Annotated in this window: 23 protein-coding genes; 21 read left to right on the top strand and 2 right to left on the bottom strand. The window is 71.5% G+C overall.

Annotation, left to right across the window (positions count from 1 at the left end; translation table 11 throughout):
- Positions 1 to 37: 37 nt before the first annotated feature.
- The 18 genes from ABZ937_RS03920 to ABZ937_RS04005 all read left to right on the top strand — a co-directional run bounded on the left by ABZ937_RS03920 (position 38) and on the right by ABZ937_RS04005 (position 20,277).
- A complete protein-coding gene (locus ABZ937_RS03920) occupies positions 38 to 1,864 on the top strand; it encodes a DUF5941 domain-containing protein (protein WP_361685334.1) in 1,827 nt (608 codons plus the stop codon).
- Positions 1,861 to 2,613, top strand: a complete 753-nt coding sequence (locus ABZ937_RS03925) for a phosphocholine cytidylyltransferase family protein (protein ID WP_361685336.1) — start codon at positions 1,861 to 1,863, stop codon at positions 2,611 to 2,613. Before ABZ937_RS03920 ends, ABZ937_RS03925 begins: the two co-directional genes overlap by 4 nt.
- On the top strand, positions 2,601 to 3,662 hold the full coding sequence (locus tag ABZ937_RS03930; RefSeq protein ID WP_361685337.1) for an iron-containing alcohol dehydrogenase family protein: 1,062 nt from the start codon (positions 2,601 to 2,603) through the stop codon (positions 3,660 to 3,662). Before ABZ937_RS03925 ends, ABZ937_RS03930 begins: the two co-directional genes overlap by 13 nt.
- Positions 3,640 to 4,419: a CDP-alcohol phosphatidyltransferase family protein gene (locus ABZ937_RS03935; RefSeq protein WP_361685339.1), complete on the top strand. Its 780-nt coding sequence runs from the start codon at positions 3,640 to 3,642 to the stop codon at positions 4,417 to 4,419. The genes ABZ937_RS03930 and ABZ937_RS03935 overlap by 23 nt, the downstream gene beginning before the upstream one ends.
- Positions 4,420 to 4,427: 8 nt before the next feature.
- A complete protein-coding gene (locus ABZ937_RS03940) occupies positions 4,428 to 5,300 on the top strand; it encodes a glycosyltransferase (protein WP_361685437.1) in 873 nt (290 codons plus the stop codon).
- 109 nt (positions 5,301 to 5,409) lie between these two features.
- Positions 5,410 to 6,339 (top strand): ABC transporter permease, encoded by a 930-nt coding sequence (locus ABZ937_RS03945; protein ID WP_361685341.1) that lies wholly within the window; start codon positions 5,410 to 5,412, stop codon positions 6,337 to 6,339.
- Complete coding sequence (locus tag ABZ937_RS03950) at positions 6,332 to 7,114, top strand: ABC transporter ATP-binding protein (RefSeq protein WP_361685343.1); 783 nt, start codon at positions 6,332 to 6,334, stop codon at positions 7,112 to 7,114. Before ABZ937_RS03945 ends, ABZ937_RS03950 begins: the two co-directional genes overlap by 8 nt.
- A 360-nt stretch (positions 7,115 to 7,474) precedes the next feature.
- The gene (gene hpnC, locus ABZ937_RS03955) at positions 7,475 to 8,371 is read left to right on the top strand and encodes a squalene synthase HpnC (protein WP_361685345.1); all 897 of its coding nucleotides are present in this window, start codon (positions 7,475 to 7,477) and stop codon (positions 8,369 to 8,371) included.
- On the top strand, positions 8,368 to 9,330 hold the full coding sequence (gene hpnD / locus ABZ937_RS03960) for a presqualene diphosphate synthase HpnD (protein ID WP_361685347.1): 963 nt from the start codon (positions 8,368 to 8,370) through the stop codon (positions 9,328 to 9,330). Before hpnC ends, hpnD begins: the two co-directional genes overlap by 4 nt.
- 23 nt (positions 9,331 to 9,353) lie before the next feature.
- Complete coding sequence (locus ABZ937_RS03965; RefSeq protein ID WP_361685439.1) at positions 9,354 to 9,458, top strand: DUF6380 family protein; 105 nt, start codon at positions 9,354 to 9,356, stop codon at positions 9,456 to 9,458.
- Positions 9,455 to 10,882: a hydroxysqualene dehydroxylase HpnE gene (gene hpnE / locus ABZ937_RS03970; RefSeq protein WP_361685349.1), complete on the top strand. Its 1,428-nt coding sequence runs from the start codon at positions 9,455 to 9,457 to the stop codon at positions 10,880 to 10,882. Before ABZ937_RS03965 ends, hpnE begins: the two co-directional genes overlap by 4 nt.
- A complete protein-coding gene (locus tag ABZ937_RS03975) occupies positions 10,882 to 12,015 on the top strand; it encodes a polyprenyl synthetase family protein (protein ID WP_361685351.1) in 1,134 nt (377 codons plus the stop codon). Before hpnE ends, ABZ937_RS03975 begins: the two co-directional genes overlap by 1 nt.
- Before the next feature lie 110 nt (positions 12,016 to 12,125).
- Positions 12,126 to 14,156 carry a squalene--hopene cyclase gene (gene shc / locus ABZ937_RS03980; protein ID WP_361685352.1) on the top strand — a complete coding sequence of 677 codons (2,031 nt, stop codon included), beginning with the start codon at positions 12,126 to 12,128 and terminating at the stop codon, positions 14,154 to 14,156.
- 1 nt (position 14,157) lies between these two features.
- Positions 14,158 to 14,799, top strand: coding sequence for a 1-hydroxy-2-methyl-2-butenyl 4-diphosphate reductase (locus tag ABZ937_RS03985; protein ID WP_361685354.1), 642 nt, complete (start codon positions 14,158 to 14,160; stop codon positions 14,797 to 14,799).
- Between the two features lie 5 nt (positions 14,800 to 14,804).
- The gene (gene hpnH, locus ABZ937_RS03990; protein ID WP_361685356.1) at positions 14,805 to 15,827 is read left to right on the top strand and encodes an adenosyl-hopene transferase HpnH; all 1,023 of its coding nucleotides are present in this window, start codon (positions 14,805 to 14,807) and stop codon (positions 15,825 to 15,827) included.
- 4 nt (positions 15,828 to 15,831) lie between these two features.
- Entirely contained in the window at positions 15,832 to 16,965 is a 1,134-nt protein-coding gene (gene ispG, locus ABZ937_RS03995) for a flavodoxin-dependent (E)-4-hydroxy-3-methylbut-2-enyl-diphosphate synthase (protein WP_361685358.1), read from the top strand.
- Between the two features lie 31 nt (positions 16,966 to 16,996).
- On the top strand, positions 16,997 to 18,895 hold the full coding sequence (gene dxs, locus ABZ937_RS04000; protein WP_361685360.1) for a 1-deoxy-D-xylulose-5-phosphate synthase: 1,899 nt from the start codon (positions 16,997 to 16,999) through the stop codon (positions 18,893 to 18,895).
- Complete coding sequence (locus tag ABZ937_RS04005) at positions 18,892 to 20,277, top strand: aspartate aminotransferase family protein (protein ID WP_361685361.1); 1,386 nt, start codon at positions 18,892 to 18,894, stop codon at positions 20,275 to 20,277. Before dxs ends, ABZ937_RS04005 begins: the two co-directional genes overlap by 4 nt.
- A gap of 8 nt (positions 20,278 to 20,285) precedes the next feature.
- Here ABZ937_RS04005 and ABZ937_RS04010 read toward each other — a convergent pair whose 3' ends face one another.
- Complete coding sequence (locus ABZ937_RS04010) at positions 20,286 to 20,564, bottom strand: hypothetical protein (protein ID WP_361685363.1); 279 nt, start codon at positions 20,562 to 20,564, stop codon at positions 20,286 to 20,288.
- Between the two features lie 138 nt (positions 20,565 to 20,702).
- On the opposite strand from ABZ937_RS04010, the gene ABZ937_RS04015 reads away from it, so the two are divergent.
- From ABZ937_RS04015 to ABZ937_RS04025, 3 genes are read left to right on the top strand one after another with little or no spacing between them, the layout of a single operon-like run.
- On the top strand, positions 20,703 to 21,326 hold the full coding sequence (locus ABZ937_RS04015) for an XRE family transcriptional regulator (protein ID WP_361685365.1): 624 nt from the start codon (positions 20,703 to 20,705) through the stop codon (positions 21,324 to 21,326).
- The gene (locus ABZ937_RS04020) at positions 21,323 to 21,445 is read left to right on the top strand and encodes a DUF6126 family protein (RefSeq protein WP_073891447.1); all 123 of its coding nucleotides are present in this window, start codon (positions 21,323 to 21,325) and stop codon (positions 21,443 to 21,445) included. Before ABZ937_RS04015 ends, ABZ937_RS04020 begins: the two co-directional genes overlap by 4 nt.
- 30 nt (positions 21,446 to 21,475) lie before the next feature.
- Positions 21,476 to 22,276: a hypothetical protein gene (locus ABZ937_RS04025; protein ID WP_361685367.1), complete on the top strand. Its 801-nt coding sequence runs from the start codon at positions 21,476 to 21,478 to the stop codon at positions 22,274 to 22,276.
- Positions 22,277 to 22,286: 10 nt separating this feature from the next.
- Here the strand turns inward: ABZ937_RS04025 and ABZ937_RS04030 are convergent, their stop codons facing one another.
- Complete coding sequence (locus ABZ937_RS04030; RefSeq protein ID WP_361685369.1) at positions 22,287 to 23,084, bottom strand: tyrosine-protein phosphatase; 798 nt, start codon at positions 23,082 to 23,084, stop codon at positions 22,287 to 22,289.
- Between the last annotated feature and the right edge of the window lie 46 nt (positions 23,085 to 23,130).

Genomic DNA, 23,130 nt, shown 5'->3' on the forward strand with positions numbered 1-23,130 from the left:
CGGCGCCCGCGCGCCGGCACCCAGGGAGTGAGTTCGGTTGTCGACGGCCATCGTCACCGGTCAGCCGGTCCCCGGATCGTCACTGGAGAACGATCTGCGGTCCCTCGGCTTCGACGTGCGCGGGGCCGCCGACGCCGCCGAGACAGAGTCCCTGCTCGCGGCCGTGCCCGCCGACCGGCGCGTGGCCCTGGTCGACGCCCGCTTCGTCGGCCACCTGCACGCGCTGCGCCTCGGTCTCACCGACCCGCGCTTCCCGCTCGCCGCCGTCCCCGGTGCCGTCACCGCCCAGCCGGCCGCCCGCCAGGCGCTCATCCGGGCCGTGGCCCGCGAGACCTCCGCGGACCGCGGTACGGCCGCGGGCGCCCCGGGCGACGCCTCCGCGCCCGCCGCGGACAGCCTCGCCGACCGCGTCGGCACCGCCCTCGACACCGACGGCGACGCGGTGCACCGGCCCGAGCTGGGCAGCCTGGTCGCCGCCGTGCCGGCCGACCCGCAGGCCCGCAACGAGGCCCGCCAGGCCGTCGCCGCCGTGGACGACGAGGCCGTACGCCTGAGGTCGGCCGTGAAGTCCCGGGACGGCTTCTTCACCACGTTCTTCATCAGCCCCTACTCGCGCTACGTCGCCCGCTGGTGCGCCCGCCGCGGCCTGACCCCGAACCAGGTCACCACGGCCTCGCTGCTCACCGCGCTGATCGCGGCCGGCTGCGCGGCGACCGGCACCCGCGGCGGCTTCGTCGCGGCCGGCGTCCTGCTGATCGCCTCCTTCGTCCTGGACTGCACCGACGGCCAGCTCGCCCGGTACGCCCTGAAGTACTCCACACTCGGCGCCTGGCTCGACGCCACCTTCGACCGGGCCAAGGAGTACGCGTACTACGCCGGCCTCGCCCTCGGGGCAGCCCGCGGCGGCGACGACGTGTGGGCCCTCGCCCTCGGCGCGATGATCCTGCAGACCTGCCGGCACGTGGTCGACTTCTCCTTCAACGAGGCCAACCACGACGCCACCGCCAACACCAGCCCCACCGCCGCTCTCTCCGACAAGCTCGACAGCGTCGGCTGGACGATCTGGGTGCGACGGATGATCGTCCTGCCCATCGGTGAGCGCTGGGCCATGATCGCGATCCTCACGGCGGCCACCACCCCGCGGATCACCTTCTACGCCCTGCTCATCGGCTGCGCCTTCGCCGCGACCTACACCACGGCGGGCCGCGTGCTGCGCTCCCTGACCCGCAAGGCGCGGCGCACCGACCGGGCCGCGCAGGCGCTCGCCGACCTCGCCGACACGGGTCCGCTCGCGGAGGCGGTCGGGCGCGGCCTGAGGCGCGGCCTGCCCGGTCTCGCCGTGCCCGCCGTGGCCCTCCTCGGCGGCGCCGCGGTGGTGGCCTGCTCGGCCCTCACGGACTTCGGCGGCGTGCTCCCGGTGGTGGGTGCCCTCGTGTACGTGCTCACCTCGGCCCTCGCCGTGGCGCGCCCCCTCAAGGGCGCCCTGGACTGGCTGGTCCCGCCGTTCTTTCGGGCCGCCGAGTACGGCACCGTGCTCGCCCTGGCCGGTAAAGCCGGGGTGAACGGCGCCCTTCCTGCTGCTTTCGGGCTGGTGGCCGCCGTCGCCTACCATCACTACGACACGGTGTACCGCATCCGCGGCGACGCCGGAGCGCCTCCGGCCTGGCTGGTGCGCGCCATCGGGGGGCAGGAAGGGCGGACGCTGCTGGTCACCGTGCTGGCAGTGGTGCTCACCGCCACGCAGTTCACGGTCGCGCTCACGGTCCTCGCCGTGGCCGTCGGCCTGCTGGTGCTCGTCGAGAGCATCCGCTTCTGGGTGTCCGCCGGGGCGCCCGCCGTACACGATGAAGGAGAACCCGCATGATCGGCCTCGTGCTGGCGGCCGGCGCCGGACGGCGTCTGCGCCCCTACACCGACAGCCTCCCGAAGGCGCTGGTGCCGGTGGGGCCTGCGGGCATAGAGGACTCGATCACGGTGCTCGACCTGACCCTCGGCAACTTCGCCGAGATCGGGCTGACCGAGGTCGCGATCATCGTCGGCTACCGCAAGGAGGCCGTGTACGAGCGCAAGGCGGCCCTGGAGCGGAAGTACGGCCTCAAGCTCACCCTCATCGACAACGACAAGGCCGAGGAGTGGAACAACGCCTACTCCCTGTGGTGCGGCCGTGACGCCCTCAAGGACGGCGTGATCCTCGCCAACGGCGACACCGTCCACCCGGTCTCCGTCGAGAAGACGCTGCTCGCCGCCCGTGGCGACGGCAAGAAGATCATCCTCGCCCTGGACACGGTGAAGAACCTGGCCGACGAGGAGATGAAGGTCGTCGTCGACCCCGAGAAGGGCATGACGAGGATCACCAAGCTGATGGACCCGGCCGAGGCCACCGGCGAGTACATCGGCGTCACCCTGATCGAGGGCGACGCCGCGCCGGAGCTGGCGGACGCGCTGAAGACGGTCTGGGAGACCGACCCGCAGCAGTTCTACGAGCACGGCTACCAGGAGCTGGTCAACCGCGGCTTCCGCATCGACGTGGCGCCGATCGGCGACGTCAAGTGGGTGGAGATCGACAACCACGACGACCTCGCCCGCGGACGGGAGATCGCGTGCCAGTACTGACCCGGCTGATCCCCTCGCCGGTCGTCGTGGACATCCGCCCGGGTGCCCTGGACGACCTGGCCTCGGTCCTCGCCGACGAGCGTGTCTCGCAGTCCGGCCGGCTCGCCGTCGCCGTCAGCGGCGGCTCGGGCGCCCGGCTGCGCGAGCGGATCGCCCCCACGCTGCCCGGCGCGAGCTGGTACGAGGTCGGCGGCGGCACCATCGACGACGCGGTGCGGCTGGCGAGCGACATAAAGGCCGGCCACTACGACGCGGTCGTCGGCCTCGGCGGCGGGAAGATCATCGACTGCGCCAAGTTCGCGGCGGCCCGGGTCGGCCTGCCGCTGGTCGCGGTCGCCACCAACCTCGCCCACGACGGCCTGTGCTCGCCGGTCGCGACCCTCGACAACGACGCGGGCCGCGGCTCGTACGGCGTGCCGAACCCGATCGCGGTCATCATCGACCTCGACGTGATCCGTGAGGCCCCCGTCCGGTTCGTGCGCTCCGGCATCGGCGACGCCATCTCCAACATCTCCGCGGTCGCGGACTGGGAGCTGGCCAACCGGGTCAACGGCGAGAAGATCGACGGCCTGGCCGCCGCCATGGCCCGCCAGGCCGGCGAGGCGGTGCTCCGGCACCCCGGCGGAGTCGGCGACGACGGCTTCCTCCAGGTGCTGGCCGAGGCGCTGGTCCTCACCGGTATCGCGATGTCCGTGTCGGGCGACTCCCGCCCGTCCTCCGGCGCCTGCCACGAGATCAACCACGCCTTCGACCTGCTCTACCCCAAGCGAGCCGCCGCCCACGGCGAGCAGTGCGGCCTCGGCGCCGCCTTCGCGATGTACCTGCGCGGCGCCCACGAGGAGTCGGCGTACATGGCCGAGGTGCTGCGCCGGCACGGGCTTCCGGTGCTGCCGGAGGAGATCGGCTTCACGGTGGACGAGTTCGTCCGCGCGGTGGAGTTCGCCCCGGAGACCCGGCCCGGCCGCTACACGATCCTCGAACACCTCGACCTCAAGACGAACCAGATCAAGGACATCTACGCCGACTATGTCAAGGCCATCGGTAGCTGAACTCCGTCCGGTCGTCCACCCCGCGGGGGTGAAGGACCGGCGCAGCGGTGAGCACTGGGCGGGACGCCTCTACATGCGTGAGGTGTCCCTGCGCGTCGACCGCTACCTGGTGAACACCAGGGTCACGCCCAACCAGCTCACGTACCTGATGACCGTCTGCGGTGTGCTCGCCGCCCCGGCCCTGCTGGTGCCGGGGATCGCGGGCGCCGTGCTCGGCGTGGTCGCCACCCAGCTGTACCTGCTGCTGGACTGCGTGGACGGCGAGATCGCCCGCTGGAAGCAGCAGTACTCGCTCGGCGGGGTCTACCTGGACCGCGTCGGCGCCTACCTGACCGACGCGGCCGTCCTGGTCGGCCTCGGGCTGCGCGCCGCCGACCTGTGGGGCAGCGGCCGTATCGACTGGCTGTGGGCCTTCCTCGGCACCCTCGCCGCGCTCGGCGCCATCCTGATCAAGGCGGAGACCGACCTGGTCGGTGTCGCCCGGCACCAGACCGGCAAGCCCCCGGTGCAGGAGGCCGCCTCCGAGCCGCGCTCCTCCGGCATGGCGCTGGCCCGGCGGGCCGCCTCGGCGCTGAAGTTCCACCGGCTGATCCTCGGCATCGAGGCCTCGCTGCTCATCGTGGTCCTCGCGATCGTCGACCAGGCCCGCGGCGACCTGTTCTTCACCCGCCTCGGCACGGCCGTCCTCGCCGGCATCGCGATGCTGCAGACCCTGCTGCACCTGGTGTCCATCCTCGCCTCCAGCAGGCTGAAGTGAGCGCGCCCATGAAGGTCGGCGCGGTGATCATCACCATGGGCAACCGGCCCGAGGAGCTGCGGGCCCTGCTCGACTCGGTCGCCAAGCAGGACGGCGACCCGGTCGAGGTGGTCGTCGTCGGCAACGGCTCGCCCGTCCCGGACGTGCCCGAGGGCGTACGGACCCGGGAGCTGCCGGAGAACCTGGGCATCCCCGGCGGGCGCAACGTCGGCATAGAGGCGTTCGGGCCCGGTGGCCGCGATGTCGACATATTGCTCTTCCTCGACGACGACGGCCTGCTCGCCCGCCACGACACCGCCGAGCTGTGCCGCGAGGCCTTCGCCGCGGACAGCGATCTCGGCATCATCAGCTTCCGCATCGCCGACCCCGACACCGGCGAGACCCAGCGCCGGCACGTGCCCCGGCTGCGCGCCTCCGACCCGATGCGCTCCTCCCGGGTCACCACCTTCCTCGGCGGCGCCAACGCCGTCCGTACCCGCGTCTTCGAGGAGGTCGGCGGACTCCCGGACGCGTTCTTCTACGCGCACGAGGAAACCGACCTGGCATGGCGGGCCCTCGACGCGGGCTGGATGATCGACTACCGGTCCGACATGGTGCTGTACCACCCGACGACCGCGCCCTCGCGGCACGCGGTGTACCACCGCATGGTCGCCCGCAACCGCGTCTGGCTCGCCCGCCGCAACCTCCCCGCCCCGCTGGTCCCGGTCTACCTCGGCGTCTGGCTGCTGCTCACCCTGCTCCGCCGCCCCTCGCGGCCGGCCCTGAAGGCATGGTTCGGCGGCTTCCGGGAAGGCTGGACCACGCCCTGCGGTCCCCGTCGCCCGATGCGCTGGCGTACCGTGTGGCGACTCACCCGACTGGGCCGTCCCCCGGTGATCTGACAAGCTCGACCCTGAGCGGTCGCTACTGTCGAACAGCTCATGAACGCGCGTTCGCCCCCCGGGTGGGACGGCACGCGGCAGACGAACCCGAAGACGAAAGTTTCCACCTGTGAGTGAGACCACGCACGACGGCACGGTCGCCACGACCGCGGCCCCGTCGCCCGACGCGGGACTGACGGCGGCCGAGCTGGCCGCCAAGTACGGGCTCTCCGTGAGCGGCGCCCGGCCCTCGCTCGTGGAGTACGTCCGTCAGCTGTGGGGGCGCCGCCACTTCATCCTGGCCTTCTCCCAGGCGAAGCTGACCGCTCAGTACAGCCAGGCCAAGCTCGGCCAGCTCTGGCAGGTGGCCACGCCCCTGCTCAACGCGGCCGTCTACTTCTTCATCTTCGGGCTGATCCTGCACGCCAGCCGCGGCATGTCCCAGGACGTGTACATCCCGTTCCTGGTCACCGGCGTGTTCGTGTTCACCTTCACGCAGAGTTCGGTGATGTCGGGCGTCCGCGCGATCTCCGGCAACCTCGGCCTGGTGCGCGCCCTGCACTTCCCCCGCGCCTCCCTGCCGGTCTCCTTCTCGCTCCAGCAGCTCCAGCAGCTGCTGTTCTCGATGATCGTGCTGTTCATCGTGGCGGTCGGCTTCGGCAGCTACCCGAGCCCGTCCTGGCTGCTGATCGTGCCGGTGCTGGCGCTGCAGTTCCTGTTCAACACCGGGCTCGCGCTGATCGTCGCCCGCATGGGAGCCAAGACGCCGGACCTCGCGCAGCTGATGCCGTTCATCCTGCGCACCTGGATGTACACCTCCGGCGTCATGTTCTCGATCCACAAGATGCTGGAGGGGCGCTCCGAGTGGATCGTCCGGCTGCTCCAGGTGAACCCGGCCGCGGTCTACATGGACCTGATGCGGTTCGCCCTGATCGACGGCTACGGTGCCTCGAACCTGCCGCCGCACGTGTGGGCCATCGCCCTGTTCTGGGCCGTGGCCGTCTTCGCCGGCGGCTTCGTGTACTTCTGGAAGGCGGAGGAGCGGTACGGCCGTGGCTGAGCAGAACACCACCCAGGACCCGCGCCCGACGGTCATCGCGGACGAGCTCCACATCGTCTACCGGGTCAACGGCGCCAAGACCGGCAAGGGCAGCGCGACCGCGGCGCTGAGCCGGATCCTCAAGCGCGGCGAGGAACGGGGCGTGCGCAAGGTGCACGCCGTGCGCGGCGTCTCCTTCGTCGCCTACCGCGGCGAGGCCATCGGCCTGATCGGCTCCAACGGTTCCGGCAAGTCCACCCTGCTGCGCGCCATCGCCGGCCTGCTGCCCGCGGAGAAGGGCAAGGTCTACACCGACGGCCAGCCGTCCCTGCTGGGTGTGAACGCGGCCCTGATGAACGACCTCACGGGCGAGCGGAACGTCATCCTGGGCGGTCTCGCCATGGGCATGTCCCGGGAACAGATCAAGGAGCGCTACCAGAGCATCGTGGACTTCTCGGGCATCAACGAGAAGGGCGACTTCATCACGCTGCCGATGCGTACGTACTCCTCCGGAATGGCGGCCCGGCTGCGGTTCTCCATCGCCGCCGCCAAGGACCACGACGTGCTCATGATCGACGAGGCGTTGGCCACCGGTGACCGCAAGTTCCAGAAGCGCTCCGAGGAACGGATCCGGGAACTGCGCAAAGAGGCAGGAACGGTCTTTCTGGTCAGCCACAACAACAAATCCATCCGCGACACCTGCAACCGCGTGCTGTGGCTGGAGCGCGGTGAACTGCGCATGGACGGACCCACCGACGAGGTCCTCAAGGAGTATGAGAAGTTCACGGGCAAGTGACCCGTTTCGGCCAGGGCCCCGCCGGAATTCCTCCGGCGGGGCCCTGCGTCTGCAAAGGAAACGTCAACTCGCGCTGGCGTTAGGAATCTTGGAGCCAATCGGTGTGTTGTTGTGATGTGCAGGACACCCCGACGGTCCGTGCTGCGTTGTACAACGTAAGCTGTACCGGTGCCGGAAACCGGCAAGTGGGGCGATAATGCGCGACACCCTCCGTGGGGGCGTCCCCGCGCGTGGCGGGGCGGCGTGTCCGAAATACTGTGTATTGGGTCGGCAGTGTAGAACGGGAGATGTGACGGCAATGGCTACGGAAACTCCCCTGCTCAGCGCAGCATGTGCCGTCCCCGCGCCGGGCAGCGCCCGATGACGCGCACCGACGCGGCGCCCTCTCTGGAACGCGCCACGCTGGACAAGGCCACGAGCGAGAACTTCCCCGTGGCCCCCTTCTTCCTGCCCAGGGCCTGGCGCGACGACCTCATGGCCGTCTACGGCTTCGCCCGCCTCGTGGACGACATCGGCGACGGCGACCTCGCCCCCGGCGGAGCCGACGCCCGGGCGCTCGGCGTGTCGGCCACGGATGCCGCGGACCGGCTGGTCCTGCTCGACGCCTTCGAGACCGACCTGCGCCGCGTCTTCGACGGCACCCCGCGCCACCCCCTGCTGCGCCGCCTGCAGCCCACCGTCCGCCGCCGTGCCCTCACCCCCGAACCGTTCCTCGGACTGATCGCCGCCAACCGCCAGGACCAGCTCGTCACCCGGTACGAGACCTACGACGACCTCCTGGCCTACTGCGAACTGTCGGCCAACCCCGTCGGCCGGCTCGTCCTCGGTGTCACCGGCACCTCGACCCCCGAGCGGATCCGGCTGTCCGACGCGATCTGCACGGCCCTGCAGATCGTGGAGCACCTCCAGGACGTCGCCGAGGACCTCGGCCGCGACCGCATCTACCTTCCGGCCGCGGACATGAAGCGCTTTCATGTCCAGGAAACGGACCTCTCCGCAAAAACCGCGGGCGCATCGGTGCGCGCCCTGGTTGCATACGAAGCACAACGCGCCCGCGATCTGCTGAATGAAGGCGCCCCCCTGGTGGGTAGCGTCCACGGCAGGTTGAAGCTGCTGCTCGCGGGGTTCGTGGCGGGGGGAAGGGCGGCGATCCGGTCGATCGCCGCCGCCGAATACGACGTACTTCCCGGCCCGCCCAGACCCGGCAAGGTCCAGTTGCTGCGTGAGGCGGGCGTGATCCTGCGAGGAGAGGGGTGATCCGGACCGTGGATTCTCCGCCGCACGTGTCCGCACCGGTACTCGCCGCCTACAGCTACTGCGAGGCCGTCACCGGGCAGCAGGCCCGTAACTTCGCGTACGGTATCCGGCTGCTGCCGACGGCAAAGCGCCGCGCCATGTCGGCGCTGTACGCGTTCTCCCGGCGCGTGGACGACATCGGCGACGGCGACCTGCCCGGCGAGACCAAGCTGGCGCGGCTCGAGGACACCCGGGCACTGCTCGCCCGGGTCCGCGAGGCCGAGGTCGAGGAGGACGACACCGACCCGGTGGCCGTCGCCCTCAGCCATGCCGCGCGGGCCTTCCCGATCCCGCTCGGCGGCCTGGACGAGCTGATCGACGGCGTCCAGATGGACGTACGCGGGGAGACCTACGAGACCTGGGACGACCTGAAGGTCTACTGCCGGTGTGTCGCCGGTGCCATCGGCCGCCTCTCGCTCGGCGTGTTCGGCACCGAACCGGGGGCCCGCGGCGCCGAACGCGCGGCCGAGTACGCCGACACGCTCGGTCTCGCGCTGCAGCTCACCAACATCCTCCGCGACGTCCGCGAGGACGCGGCGGGCGGCCGTACCTATCTGCCCGCCGACGACCTCGCCAAGTTCGGCTGCTCGGCCGGCTTCGACGGGCCGACCCCGCCGGACGGCTCCGACTTCGCCGGCCTCGTCCACTTCGAAGTGCGGCGCGCCCGGGCCCTGTTCGCCGAGGGCTACCGGCTGCTGCCCATGCTCGACCGGCGCAGCGGCGCCTGCGTCGCCGCGATGGCCGGCATCTACCGCCGGCTGCTGGACCGCATCGAGCGCGAGCCGGAGGCCGTGCTGCGCGGCCGGGTCTCGCTGCCCGGACACGAGAAGGCGTACGTCGCCGTGCGCGGCCTGTCCGGGCTCGACACCCGCCATGTGACCCGCCATGTCTCCCGGCGCTCCGTCCGGAGGCGCGCCTGATGGACCTCACCGCACCAGACGGCATGCGGCAGGCAACCCTCCGCTGCGGCGTGGCGTCCCTGACTGCGACGGCCGGGCGTGCACCGTTCAACCAGCACGCTCGGCACGCACGGAAGGACGCACGATGAGCGACGGCTCACCCTCCGCACAAGAACACGCCGGCACCTCGCGGCAGGCAGGCCGCAGTGCCGTCGTGGTCGGCGGTGGCCTCGCCGGGATCACCGCGGCGCTCGCTCTCGCGGACGCGGGCATCCGGGTCACCTTGCTCGAAGGCAGGCCCAGGCTGGGCGGCCTCGCCTTCTCCTTCCAGCGCGGCGGACTGACCGTCGACAACGGCCAGCACGTGTACCTGCGCTGCTGTACCGCCTACCGCTGGTTCCTCGACCGGATCGAGGGCACCGCGCTGGCACCGCTGCAGGACCGCCTGGACGTGCCCGTCGTCGACGTCGCCAAGCCCGAGGGCAGGCGGCTCGGCAGGCTGCGGCGCGACCCGCTGCCCGTCCCCCTCCACCTGGGGCGCAGCCTGGCCGCCTACCCGCACCTCTCGCTCGCCGAGCGCGCTTCCGTCGGGCGTGCCGCGCTCGCGCTGAAGGGACTCGACCTCGCCGATCCGGCCCTGGACACCCAGGACTTCGGCAGCTGGCTGGCCGCGCACGGCCAGTCGGCGCGCGCCGTCGAGGCCCTGTGGGACCTGGTCGGCGTCGCCACCCTCAACGCGGTCGCGGGCGACGCCTCGCTGGGGCTCGCCGCGATGGTGTTCAAGACCGGTCTGCTGTCCGACCCGGGCGCGGCCGACATCGGCTGGGCCCATGTCCCGCTGGGCGAACTGCACGACCGGCTGGCCCGCAAGGCGCTCGACACCGCGGGCGTCCGTACCGAGGTCCGTACACGCGTCACCTCCGTCTCTAACAACGAGAACGGCGCCTGGAGCGTTCAGGTTCCCGGCGAGACGCTGTCCGCGGACGTCGTCGTCCTCGCCGTACCCCAGGGCGAGGCCCACGGACTGCTGCCGCCCGGCGCCCTGGACGCCCCCGAGCGGCTGCTGGAGATCGGCACCGCGCCGATCCTGAACGTCCATGTCGTCTACGACCGCCCAGTGCTCGCGCGGCCCTTCTTCGCGGCCCTCGGCACCCCGGTGCAGTGGGTGTTCGACCGTACCCACGCTTCGGGGCTGGGCAACGGCCAATATCTCGCGCTGTCCCAGTCCGCCGCGCACGACGAGATCGACCTGCCGGTCGCCGACCTCCGCGAGCGCTACCTGCCCGAGTTGGAACGACTGATCCCGGGTACACGCGCGGCCGAGGTGCTGGACTTCTTCGTGACCCGGGAGCGCACGGCGACGTTCGCCCCCACCCCTGGCGTCGGGCGGCTGCGGCCCGGCGCCCGCACCAAGGCCCCCGGCCTGTACCTGGCCGGAGCGTGGACCGCCACCGGGTGGCCCGCGACCATGGAGAGTGCGGTCCGCAGTGGAGTGAGCGCGGCCGACGCCGCGCTCGGCGCCCTGGGCCGGCCCCGCCCCCGCCGCCTCTTCGAGTTCGAGGAGGCGGCCTGATGCCCCATCAGCAGGCGGCCGGCCCCCGCACCCCCGGTACCGCAACAAGAGGAGAGACTGTGCCCACTGTGCCCCCGGCCGCGACGCCCGATCGGAGGCCCGCGGTGGACGTGACCGCGCTCCTGGAGCGTGGCCGGACCCTGGCCACGCCGGTGCTGCGCGCGGCGGTCGACCGCCTGGCGCCTCCCATGGACACCGTCGCCGCCTACCACTTCGGCTGGATCGACGCCGCCGGCAACCCGGCCGACGGCGACGGCGGCAAGGCCGTCCGCCCCGCGCTCGCCGTGCTCTCCGCCGAGGTCACCGGCGCCGCACCCGAGGCGGGCATCCCGGGCGCCGTCGCCGTCGAACTCGTGCACAACTTCTCGCTGCTGCACGACGACCTGATGGACGGCGACGAGCAGCGCCGGCACCGCGACACCGTCTGGAAGGTGCACGGACCCGCCCAGGCCATCCTGGTCGGTGACGCCCTGTTCGCCCTCGCCAACGAGGTCCTGCTGGAACTCGGCACGGTCGAGGCCGGCCGCGCCACCCGTCGGCTGACCACCGCCACCCGCGCCCTGATCGACGGTCAGGCCCAGGACATCTCCTACGAGCACCGCGACCGGGTGAGCGTCGAGGAGTGCCTGGAGATGGAGGGCAACAAGACCGGTGCCCTGCTCGCCTGCGCCTCCTCCATCGGCGCGGTCCTCGGCGGCGCGGACGACGCCACCGCCGACGCGCTGGAACGGTACGGCTACCACCTCGGCCTCGCCTTCCAGGCCGTGGACGACCTGCTCGGCATCTGGGGCGACCCGGAGGCCACTGGCAAGCAGACCTGGAGCGACCTGCGCCAGCGCAAGAAGTCCCTGCCGGTGGTGGCCGCGCTCGCGGCCGGCGGCCCCGCCTCCGAGCAGCTCGGCGAGATCCTCGCCGCCGACGCCAAGAGCAGCGACTTCGAGAACTTCTCCGAGGAGGAGTTCGCGGCCCGCGCCGCCCTCATCGAGGAGGCCGGCGGCCGTGAGTGGACGGCCGAGGAAGCCCGCCGTCAGCACGTCATCGCCATCGAAGCCCTCGACGCCGTCGACATGCCCGACCGGGTGCGGGAGTCCTTCACGGCGCTCGCCGACTTCGTCGTCGTACGGAAGAGATGAGCACTATCGGCCACACACGCCGCGCGTAGTCGCCGGCCGGTGCAGCACGGGCACCGGCCGACGGCGGACCCACAGCAGCACGACTCGCACGACTGCACGAAGGGGAAGCCATGACAGCGACGACCGACGGAAGCACCGGGGCGACCTTGCCGTCCCGCGCTGCCGCGGCCAGCGACACCACTCTCACCACCCCCGAGGCGGCCGGGGTACAAGAAGCCGCCGCGCGCGCCGCACGGCGCGCCACCGACTTCCTGCTCGCCCAGCAGGACACCGAGGGCTGGTGGAAGGGCGACCTGGAGACCAACGTCACCATGGACGCCGAGGACCTGCTGCTCCGTCAGTTCCTGGGCATCCGGGACGAGAAGACCACACAGGGCGCCGCGAAGTTCATCCGCGGCGAGCAGCGCGAGGACGGCGCCTGGGCGACCTTCTACGGCGGGCCCGGCGAACTGTCCACCACCATCGAGGCGTACGTCGCCCTGCGCCTGGCCGGCGACGCGCCCGACGCCCCGCACATGGCGAAGGCCTCCGCCTGGGTCCGCGAGCGCGGCGGCATCGCCGCGGCCCGGGTCTTCACCCGGATCTGGCTCGCCCTGTTCGGCTGGTGGAAGTGGGACGACCTGCCCGAACTCCCCCCGGAGCTCATCTACTTCCCGACCTGGTTCCCGCTCAACATCTACAACTTCGGATGCTGGGCCCGGCAGACCATCGTCCCGCTCACCGTCGTCTCCGCGAAGCGCCCGGTGCGCCCGGCGCCGTTCCCGCTGGACGAACTGCACACCGACCCGGACCGGCCCAACCCGCCCCAGCCGCTCGCCCCCGTGGCGAGCTGGGACGGGCTCTTCCAGCGGCTCGACAAGGTTGTCCGCGGCTACCGCAAGGTCGCCGTGCGCAGGCTCCGCAAGGCCGCGATGAACTCGGCCGCCCGCTGGATCGTCGAACGCCAGGAGAACGACGGCTGCTGGGGCGGCATCCAGCCCCCGGCCGTGTACTCGGTCATCGCCCTGCGCCTGCTCGGCTACGACCTGGAGCACCCGGTGCTGCGCGAGGGCCTCGCCTCGCTGGACCGTTTCGCCGTCTGGCGCGAGGACGGCGCCCGGATGATCGAGGCCTGCCAGTCCCCGGTGTGGGACACCTGCCTCGCCACCATCGCCCTCGTGGACGCCGGTCTGCCCGTCGACCATCCGCAGCTGGTCAAGGCGGCCGACTGGATGCTCGGCGAGGAGATCGTCCGGCCCGGCGACTGGGCCGTCCGGCGACCCCAACTCCCTCCGGGCGGCTGGGCGTTCGAGTTCCACAACGACAACTACCCGGACATCGACGACACCGCCGAGGTCGCCCTCGCGCTGCGCCGGGTCCGGCACCACGACCCCGACCGCGTGGACGGGGCCATCGGGCGCGCCGTCCGCTGGAACCTCGGGATGCAGTCGAAGAACGGCGCCTGGGGCGCCTTCGACGTCGACAACACCAGCCCCTTCCCGAACCGGCTGCCGTTCTGCGACTTCGGCGAGGTCATCGACCCGCCGTCCGCGGACGTCACCGCGCACGTCGTGGAGATGCTCGCCGCCGAGGGCCTGGCCCACGACCCGCGCACCCGGCGCGGCATCGACTGGCTGCTCGCCGAGCAGGAGTCCAACGGCTCGTGGTTCGGCCGCTGGGGCGTCAACTACATCTACGGCACCGGTTCGGTGGTCCCCGCGCTCACCGCGGCCGGACTGCCCGGCTCGCACCCGGCGATCCGGCGGGCGGTGACCTGGCTGGAGAGCGTCCAGAACGACGACGGCGGCTGGGGCGAGGACCTGCGCTCCTACAAGTACGTCAAGGAGTGGAGCGGCCGGGGCGCCTCCACCGCCTCGCAGACCGCGTGGGCGCTGATGGCCCTGCTCGCCGCGGGGGAGAAGGGCTCCAAGGCCGTCGAGCGGGGTGTCCAGTGGCTGGCCGAGACCCAGCGGGAGGACGGCAGCTGGGACGAGCCGTACTTCACCGGCACCGGCTTCCCCTGGGACTTCTCCATCAACTACCACCTCTACCGGCAGGTGTTCCCGCTCACCGCGCTCGGCCGGTACCTGCACGGGGACCCCTTCGAGCGGAACCTGCTCGCCCCGGCCCGGCAGGCCTCGTCGCCGGGCGAGGGGAGCTGACTTGACCCACCAGCCCGCCCCGGCCCCGCTGCTGATCGCCTGCGCGCTCGGCATCGAGCACCTCGCCCTGCGCACCGGCGACCGCAGCGGTGCCGGCGGGCCGGTGGCGTTCGTCCGTACGGGCATGGGGCCCCGTGCGGCGGAACGGTCCGTCACCCGGCACCTCGCCGGCCCGGCACCGGCCGACACGGCCGTGCTGGCCACCGGATTCTGTGCCGGGCTGGCACCCGGAATGCACCCCGGCGACCTGGTCGTCGCCGAGGAGACCCGGGACCCGCGCGGGACCGTCCCGTGCGTGGGCACCGAACTGCTCGTCAAGGAACTCGCGCGCCTGCTGCCCGGACGCACGGTCCACACCGGGCCGCTCACCGGCTCCGACCACGTCGTCCGCGGACCGGAGCGGTCCGAGCTGCGCGCCACCGGCGCGATCGCGGTCGACATGGAGTCGGCGGCCACGCTCCTGGCCGCCGTCCGGACGGGCGAACACCCCGTTGCGGCCGTCCGGGTGGTCGTGGACGCCCCGGAACACGAACTCGTCCGGATCGGAACCGTGCGCGGTGGAATATCAGCTTTCCGTGTTCTTCGTTCCATCCTTCCTGCATTTTTCGAATGGCACCGTTCTTTGCCGCTCCCTCGGAGGTGAGCCAGATGGCCATGCCGTTGCGTCAGTCCATCAAGGTCGCTACATACCTGGCTGAACAGAAGCTCCGCAAGCGGGACAAGTTCCCGCTCATCGTCGAGCTGGAACCGCTGTTCGCCTGCAATCTGAAGTGCGAGGGCTGCGGCAAGATCCAGCACCCGGCCGGTGTGCTCAAGCAGCGCATGCCGGTCGCCCAGGCCGTGGGCGCGGTGCTGGAGTCGGGCGCGCCGATGGTGTCCATCGCCGGCGGCGAGCCCCTGATGCATCCTCAGATCGACGAGATCGTGCGCCAGTTGGTGGCGAAGCGGAAATACGTCTTCCTGTGCACCAACGCCATGTTGCTGCGCAAGAAGATCGACAAATTCAGGCCCTCGCCCTACTTCGCGTTCGCCGTGCACATCGACGGACTGCGCGAGCGGCACGACGAGTCCGTTGCGAAGGAAGGCGTGTTCGACGAGGCGGTGGAGGCCATCAAGGAGGCCAAGCGGCGCGGCTTCCGGGTGACCACCAACTCCACCTTCTTCAACACCGACACCCCGCAGACCATCGTCGAGGTGCTCAACTTCCTCAACGACGACCTCAAGGTCGACGAGATGATGATCTCGCCCGCCTACGCCTATGAGAAGGCCCCCGACCAGGAGCACTTCCTCGGCGTGGAGCAGACCCGCGAACTGTTCAAGAAGGCCTTCGCGGGCGGCAACCGGCGCAAGTGGCGGCTCAACCACTCCCCGCTCTTCCTGGACTTCCTGGAGGGCAAGGTCGACTTCCCGTGCACCGCGTGGGCGATCCCGAACTACTCGCTCTTCGGCTGGCAGCGCCCCTGCTACCTGATGAGCGACGGGTACGTGCCGACGTACCGCGAACTCATCGAGAAGACCGACTGGGACAAGTACGGCCGCGGCAAGGACCCGCGGTGCGCCAACTGCATGGCGCACTGCGGCTACGAGCCGACCGCCGTCCTCGCCACCATGGGTTCCCTGAAGGAGTCCCTGCGGGCGATGCGCGAGACCGTCTCCGGAAACCGGGAGTGACGCGATGACCGCCGTTCCCTTGGGCGTTCCCGAGGTACCGGTCCGTCCGGTGGCGCCGCGGCGGCTGTCGCGGCAGATCCACGTCGGGCCGGTGGCGGTCGGGGGCGGAGCCCCGGTGTCGGTGCAGTCGATGACGACGACCCGTACGTCGGACATCGGCGCCACCCTCCAGCAGATCGCCGAGCTGACCGCGTCCGGCTGCCAGATCGTCCGTGTCGCCTGCCCCACGCAGGACGACGCGGACGCCCTGGCGACCATCGCCCGCAAGTCACAGATCCCGGTGATCGCGGACATCCACTTCCAGCCGAAGTACGTGTTCGCGGCCATCGAGGCCGGCTGTGCGGCGGTCCGCGTGAACCCCGGCAACATCAAGCAGTTCGACGACAAGGTGAAGGAGATCGCGCGCGCCGCCAAGGACCACGGCACGCCGATCCGGATCGGCGTCAACGCCGGCTCCCTGGACCGGCGGCTGCTGCGGAAGCACGGCAAGGCCACCCCCGAGGCGCTGGTGGAGAGCGCCCTGTGGGAGGCGTCGCTCTTCGAGGAGCACGACTTCCGCGACATCAAGATCTCCGTGAAGCACAACGACCCGGTCGTCATGATCGAGGCGTACCGGCAGCTCGCCGAGCAGTGCGACTACCCGCTGCACCTCGGCGTGACGGAGGCGGGTCCGGCGTTCCAGGGCACGATCAAGTCGGCCGTGGCCTTCGGGGCGTTGCTCTCGCGCGGCATCGGGGACACCATCCGCGTGTCGCTGAGCGCGCCGCCCGCCGAGGAGGTCAAGGTCGGCATCCAGATCCTTCAGTCCCTGGGGCTGCGGCAGCGACGCCTGGAGATCGTCTCCTGTCCGTCCTGCGGCCGGGCCCAGGTGGACGTGTACAAGCTCGCCGAGGAGGTCACCGCGGGCCTGGACGGCATGGAAGTGCCGCTGCGGGTCGCGGTGATGGGGTGTGTGGTCAACGGTCCGGGCGAGGCCCGCGAGGCCGACCTCGGCGTCGCCTCCGGCAACGGCAAGGGACAGATCTTCGTCAAGGGCGAGGTCGTCAAGACCGTCCCCGAGTCGAAGATCGTGGAGACCCTCATCGAGGAGGCCATGAAGCTCGCCGAGCGGACGAGCCCCGCAGACCAAGTGAGTTGAGGCAAGGCACGGACCGAGAGGGGGCCCGAGCGTGACCATTCTGGAGAGCATCCGGGGACCACGCGACCTGAAGGCGCTGTCCGAGGCGGAACTCGGCGAACTGTCCGAAGAGATACGTGAGTTCCTGGTCCACGCGGTGTCGCGGACCGGCGGACATCTCGGGCCCAATCTGGGCGTGGTGGAACTCTCCATCGCGCTCCACCGGGTCTTCGAGTCACCGGTCGACCGCATTCTCTGGGACACCGGACACCAGAGCTACGTGCACAAGCTGCTGACCGGCCGTCAGGACTTCTCCAAGCTGCGCGGCAAGGGCGGACTGTCCGGCTACCCCTCGCGCGAGGAGTCCGAGCACGACGTCATCGAGAACAGCCACGCCTCCACCGCGCTCGGCTGGGCCGACGGCCTGGCCAAGGCCAACCAGGTCCAGGGCGAGAAGGGCCATGTGGTCGCGGTCATCGGCGACGGCGCGCTGACCGGCGGCATGGCCTGGGAGGCGCTGAACAACATCGCCGCGGCCAAGGACCGGCCGCTGATCATCGTCGTCAACGACAACGAGCGGTCGTACGCCCCCACCATCGGCGGTCTCGCCAACCACCTGGCGACCCTGCGCACCACCGACGGCTACGAGAAGGTCCTCGCCTGGGGCAAGGAGGTGCTCCAGCGCACCCCGGTCGTCGGCCACACGCTCTACGAGTCCCTGCACGGCGCCAAGAAGGGCTTCAAGGACGCCTTCGCCCCGCAGGGCATGTTCGAGGACCTGGGGCTGAAGTACCTCGGCCCGATCGACGGCCACGACATCAAGGCCGTCGAGTCGGCGCTGCGCCGCGCGAAACGCTTCCACGGCCCGGTCCTGGTCCACTGCCTCACCGTGAAGGGCCGCGGCTACGAGCCGGCCCTCGCGCACGAGGAGGACCACTTCCACACCGTCGGCGTGATGGACCCGCTCACCTGCGAGCCGCTCGCCCCGGCCGGCGGGCCCTCCTGGACCTCGGTGTTCGGCGAGGAGATCGTGAGGATCGGGGAGGAGCGCGAGGACGTCGTGGCGATCACGGCGGCCATGCTGCACCCGGTCGGTCTGGGCCGGTTCGCCGAGCGCTTCCCGGACCGGGTGTGGGACGTGGGCATCGCCGAGCAGCACGCGGCCGTGTCGGCGGCCGGGCTCGCGACCGGCGGGCTGCACCCGGTCGTCGCCGTCTACGCCACCTTCCTCAACCGGGCCTTCGACCAGCTGCTGATGGATGTCGCCCTGCACCGCTGCGGGGTCACCTTCGTCCTGGACCGGGCCGGTGTCACCGGCGCCGACGGGGCCTCCCACAACGGCATGTGGGACATGTCGGTCCTGCAGGTCGTCCCGGGCCTCAGGATCGCCGCCCCGCGCGACGCCGACCAGTTGCGCGCGCAGCTGCGCGAGGCCGTCGCCGTGGACGACGCGCCCACCCTGGTCCGCTTCCCGAAGGAGTCCGTCGGCCCGCGCGTCCCGGCGGTCGACCACGTCGGCGGCATGGACGTCCTGCACCGTGCCGACCGCCCCGAGGTGCTGCTGGTGGCCGTCGGCGTGATGGCGTCCGTGTGCCTCCAGGCCGCCGAACTCCTCGAAGGCCGGGGCATCGACTGCACGGTCGTGGACCCGCGATGGGTCAAGCCCGTCGACCCCGCCCTGCCCGGCCTCGCCGCCCGGCACCGGCTGGTGGCCGTGGTCGAGGACAACAGCCGGGCCGCCGGCGTCGGCTCGGCCGTGGCACTGGCCCTCGGCGACGCCGACGTGGACGTGCCGGTACGGCGGTTCGGCATCCCGGAGCAGTTCCTCGCGCACGCCAAGCGCGGCGAGGTGCTGGCCGACATCGGCCTCACGCCCGTCGAGATCGCCGGGCGGATCAGCGCGAGCCTGGCCGTCAAGGACGCGGGCGGCACAGCCAAGGAGAGTGAATGACCACCGAGTTCGACCTCGGCGCCCTGCTCGCCGAGCGCGGAGCCGAACGCTACGAGCTGCACGCCAGGCACCTCAACCCGCAGCTGCCGCGCATGCTGCACACCATCGGCTTCGACAAGGTCTACGAGCGCGCCGAGGGGGCGCACTTCTTCGACGCGGACGGCAACGACTACCTGGACATGCTCGCCGGGTTCGGGGTGATGGGCCTGGGCCGCCATCATCCGGTCGTCCGCAAGGCGCTGCACGACGTCCTCGACCTGGACCTCGCCGACCTGACCCGCTTCGACTGCCAGCCGCTGCCCGGCCTGCTCGCCGAGCGACTGCTGGCCCAGAGCCCGCACCTGGACCGGGTGTTCTTCGGCAACAGCGGCACCGAAGCCGTCGAGACGGCCCTGAAGTTCGCCCGGTACGCCACCGGCAGGCCGCGCGTCCTCTACTGCGACCACGCCTTCCACGGCCTGACCACCGGCTCGCTGTCGGTCAACGGCGAGGACGGCTTCCGCGACGGCTTCGCCCCGCTGCTGCCCGACACCGCCGTACCGCTCGGCGATCTGGACGCGCTGGCCCGGGAGCTGAGGAAGGGTGACGTGGCCGCGCTGATCGTGGAGCCGATCCAGGGCAAGGGGGTGCACGAGGCGCCGCCCGGCTATCTGCGCGCCGCGCAGGAACTGCTGCACAAGCACAAGGCCCTGCTCATCGCCGACGAGGTGCAGACCGGCCTCGGCCGCACCGGCGACTTCTACGCCTACCAGCACGAGGACGGTGTCGAACCGGACCTGGTGTGCGTGGCCAAGGCGCTGTCCGGCGGCTATGTGCCGGTCGGCGCCACCCTCGGCAAGGAGTGGATCTTCAAGAAGGTCTACTCGTCCATGGACCGCGTCCTGGTGCACTCGGCGAGTTTCGGGTCCAACGCCCAGGCGATGGCGTGCGGCCTCGCCGTGCTCTCGGTCATGGAGAACGAGCAGATCGTCGCGGGTGTGCGCCGGACGGGCGAGCTGCTCAGGTCCCGGCTCGCCGCGCTGATCGACACGTACGAGCTGCTCGCCGACGTCCGTGGCCGGGGCCTGATGATCGGCATCGAGTTCGGCAGGCCGTCCTCACTGAAGCTGCGCAGCCGCTGGACCATGCTCCAGGCGGCCCGCAAGGGACTGTTCGCCCAGATGGTCGTCGTACCGCTGCTGCAGAAGCACCGGATCCTCACCCAGGTGTCCGGCGACCACCTGGAGGTGATCAAGCTCATCCCCCCGCTGGTCCTCGACGAGGCCGACGTGGACCGGTTCGTGGACGCCTTCACCGCGGTGATGGACGACGCGCACAGCGGCGGCGGCCTCATGTGGGACTTCGGCAAGACCCTGATCAAGCAGGCGGTGGCGAACCGCTGAGGACGGGCCTAGGGGGCCAGGAGGAGCAGGAAGGGGAGGTACAGCAGTCCGGTCGCGCCCAGGACGGCTCCGGTCACGGCGGTCCACATCCGGCCGATGCCGAGGCGGGCGTAGTGGGCGCCCATCAGGCCGAACGTGACGGCGAGCCCTCCGGCGAGGAACATCACCGGAAGCAGCATGATCGTCGGCCATGTGGACACGGCGGCTATGGCGCCCAGCACAAGGGCGGTCGGACCGAGGGCGCCGGCGGGTGTGTCGGCCGGGTCGGGTGCGGTGTTCGCAGGCATGAGACTCCCCCTGGTTTGAACGTGTTCAAATCCTGAGCTTGATCGTAACAGGGCGGGGTGCGGAGCGGCGGCTCGGCGCGCTTTTGTCTCAGGGGCAAGAAAATTGCCCAGAGGGCAAAGCTCGGGCTCAATGGAGGCATGAACGCCTCAGACGCCCCGCCACCGGCGGGCCAGGGCGAGGACCTGCCCGCCGTCGCGCCGCAGCTGCGCGCCCTGCGCCGGCGCGCCGGCCTCACCCTGGAGGCCGCGGCCCGGACCGCCGGACTGTCCCCGGCCCACCTCTCGCGCCTGGAGACCGGGCACCGCCAGCCCTCGCTGCCGATGCTCCTCGCACTCGCCCGCATCTACGGTACGACCGTGTCGGAGCTGCTCGGCGAGACGGTCGCCGACCGGCACGCGATCGTGCGGGCCGCCGACATGGAGCCGACCCGGGCGGGCGGGTGGACGTACGTCCAGGCCGGGGCGGCCGGCCGCGGCATGCAGGCCCTGCGGGTGAGTGTGCCGTACGGCTCGCAGGGCGACATCGTGCGCGTCCACCCCGGCGAGGAGTGGCTCTACGTCCTCAAGGGGCGCCTGCGGCTGCGGCTCGGCGACACCGCGCACCTGCTCGGGCCCGGCGACAGCGCGCACTTCGACTCGCTCACCCCGCACCGCCTCGCCGCCGAGGACCACGACGGCGTGGAGCTTTTGTTCGTCCACACCCTGCTGCAGAGCCCCACGGCCACCCTGTGCCTGGGCCCGCTGACCGGAGAGCTGCCATGAGCGACTTCGAGGAGAAGTTCCCTCGTTCCCTGTGGATCCGCCTGATCATCTACATCGCGCTCGGGCACGTCCTCGCCGCGTTCCTCTACCTGCTGTTCGCGGTGGGCGCCAAGGGCTGAGCGGCCGAGCCGGCGTGCCATCATGCTCGGATGCCCGAGACCCGCGACCCGACGACCGCTCGCTGGCCCCTCGCCTCGCCCCGTACCGCCGACTGGCTGCACGAGCTGGCCGGTGACGGCATCACCGGGTTCATGCCGCCGCCGTTGCCGGACGCGGCCTGGGTGCTCAACGCCATGTACGAGCACGAGCAGGCCCCGGCCGGCCTGACGTACGACGAGTACCGCCGGGCCCGTGTGGCGGACGGCGGCGTCGAGCGGACGGTCCTCGCGGGCATCGACCTCACGGAGCTGGGCACCGCGACGGGAGGCGGCCTGGGCCGTTCCGGGCATCCCGGGCCCGGCTGGCGGCGGCTGCGCTGGGCGGAGCTGGCCGCACGGACCGGCGACCCCCTGGTGCCCGAGGGGCTACTGCCCTCGTACCGGTGCTTCCCGTCGGTGAAGCGGGGCGGCAGCTGGCCCGTCGCCCTCGATCCGCCCACCGAGGGCAGCCTGGACCGCGAGAGCTGGAACCGGCTGGTCGAGATCCTCACCGAGCACAGCCCGGCGGGCCCGGACACCCGCTGCCTGGCCTACTACAACCCGCTGCTGCTGGGTGCCGTCGACTTCGAGAACCCGCACGTACGGTCCGGCCGGCTGGGCGACGCGCGGATGCTGTACGACAACCCCGAGGCCGACTTCAGCCCGTCCAACCTGTGGGCCGAGGACCGCTCCTGGGTCCTGTGCACCGACTACGACCTGTGGGCCACGAAGGTGGCGGGCCCCGCCGCGCTCGTCGAGGCCCTGCTGCGCGACCCCGAGATCGAGGCCGTCCGCCTGCCCTGGGCGCCCTGACCGGCTCCCGTCAGTCCAGCAGGCGCTCGCGCAGCCGGTCGCGGGACTCGGGGGAGAGGCCGAGGCCCTGGGCCAGATAGGTCTCGACGCCGCCCCAGGTCTCCTCGATGCTCGCGAAGGCCGCCTCCAGGTATGCGGCGCGGGCGTCGAAGAGCGGGTTGAGCAGCTCCATCACCTCGGGGGTGTACGCGGTGTCCGCGCTGCCGCTGCGGCGGACCTTGTAGCGCCGGTGCTTGGCGTTGGACTCCAGGTAGTCGGCGACGATCGCCTCGCGCTCGACGCCCACGGCCAGGAGCGTGACGGCTATGGAGATGCCCGCCCGGTCCTTGCCGGCCGCACAGTGCATCAGCGCGGGGACGCTGTCGTCGGCGAGCGCGTTCAGCACCCTGGAGTGCTCGGCGGTGCGCTCCTTGACGATCTTCCGGTAGGAGGCGATCATCCGGGCCGCCCCCTTGCCGTCGTCCAGGATCGCGCGCAGCTGGTCGAGGTCGCCGTCGCGGACCATCTTCCAGAACTCGGCGCCGTCCGCCGGGTCGCTCAGCGGCAGGTTCACATTCCGCACGCCGGGCAGCTCGACATCGGGGCCCTCCAGCCTCTGGTCGGCCGCGTTGCGGAAGTCGAAGATCGTGTGCAGGCCCAGGGAGGCGAGGAAGGCCGCGTCCTGTTCGGTCGCGTGCGCCAGATGGCCGCTGCGGAACAGCACTCCGTGGCGCACCCGCCGTCCGTCGACCGTGGGCAGCCCGCCCACGTCACGGAAATTGCGCACACCGGCCAGCTCCGGCTCGGTCGACGGGACCTGCTGCGTCACGGGGGCTCCTCCCGGTCGGCCCCGCCGGCGCGGCTCGTCGACGGGC

The sequence above is a fragment of the Streptomyces sp. NPDC046727 genome (assembly GCF_040645635.1).
Taxonomy (GTDB): domain Bacteria; phylum Actinomycetota; class Actinomycetes; order Streptomycetales; family Streptomycetaceae; genus Streptomyces.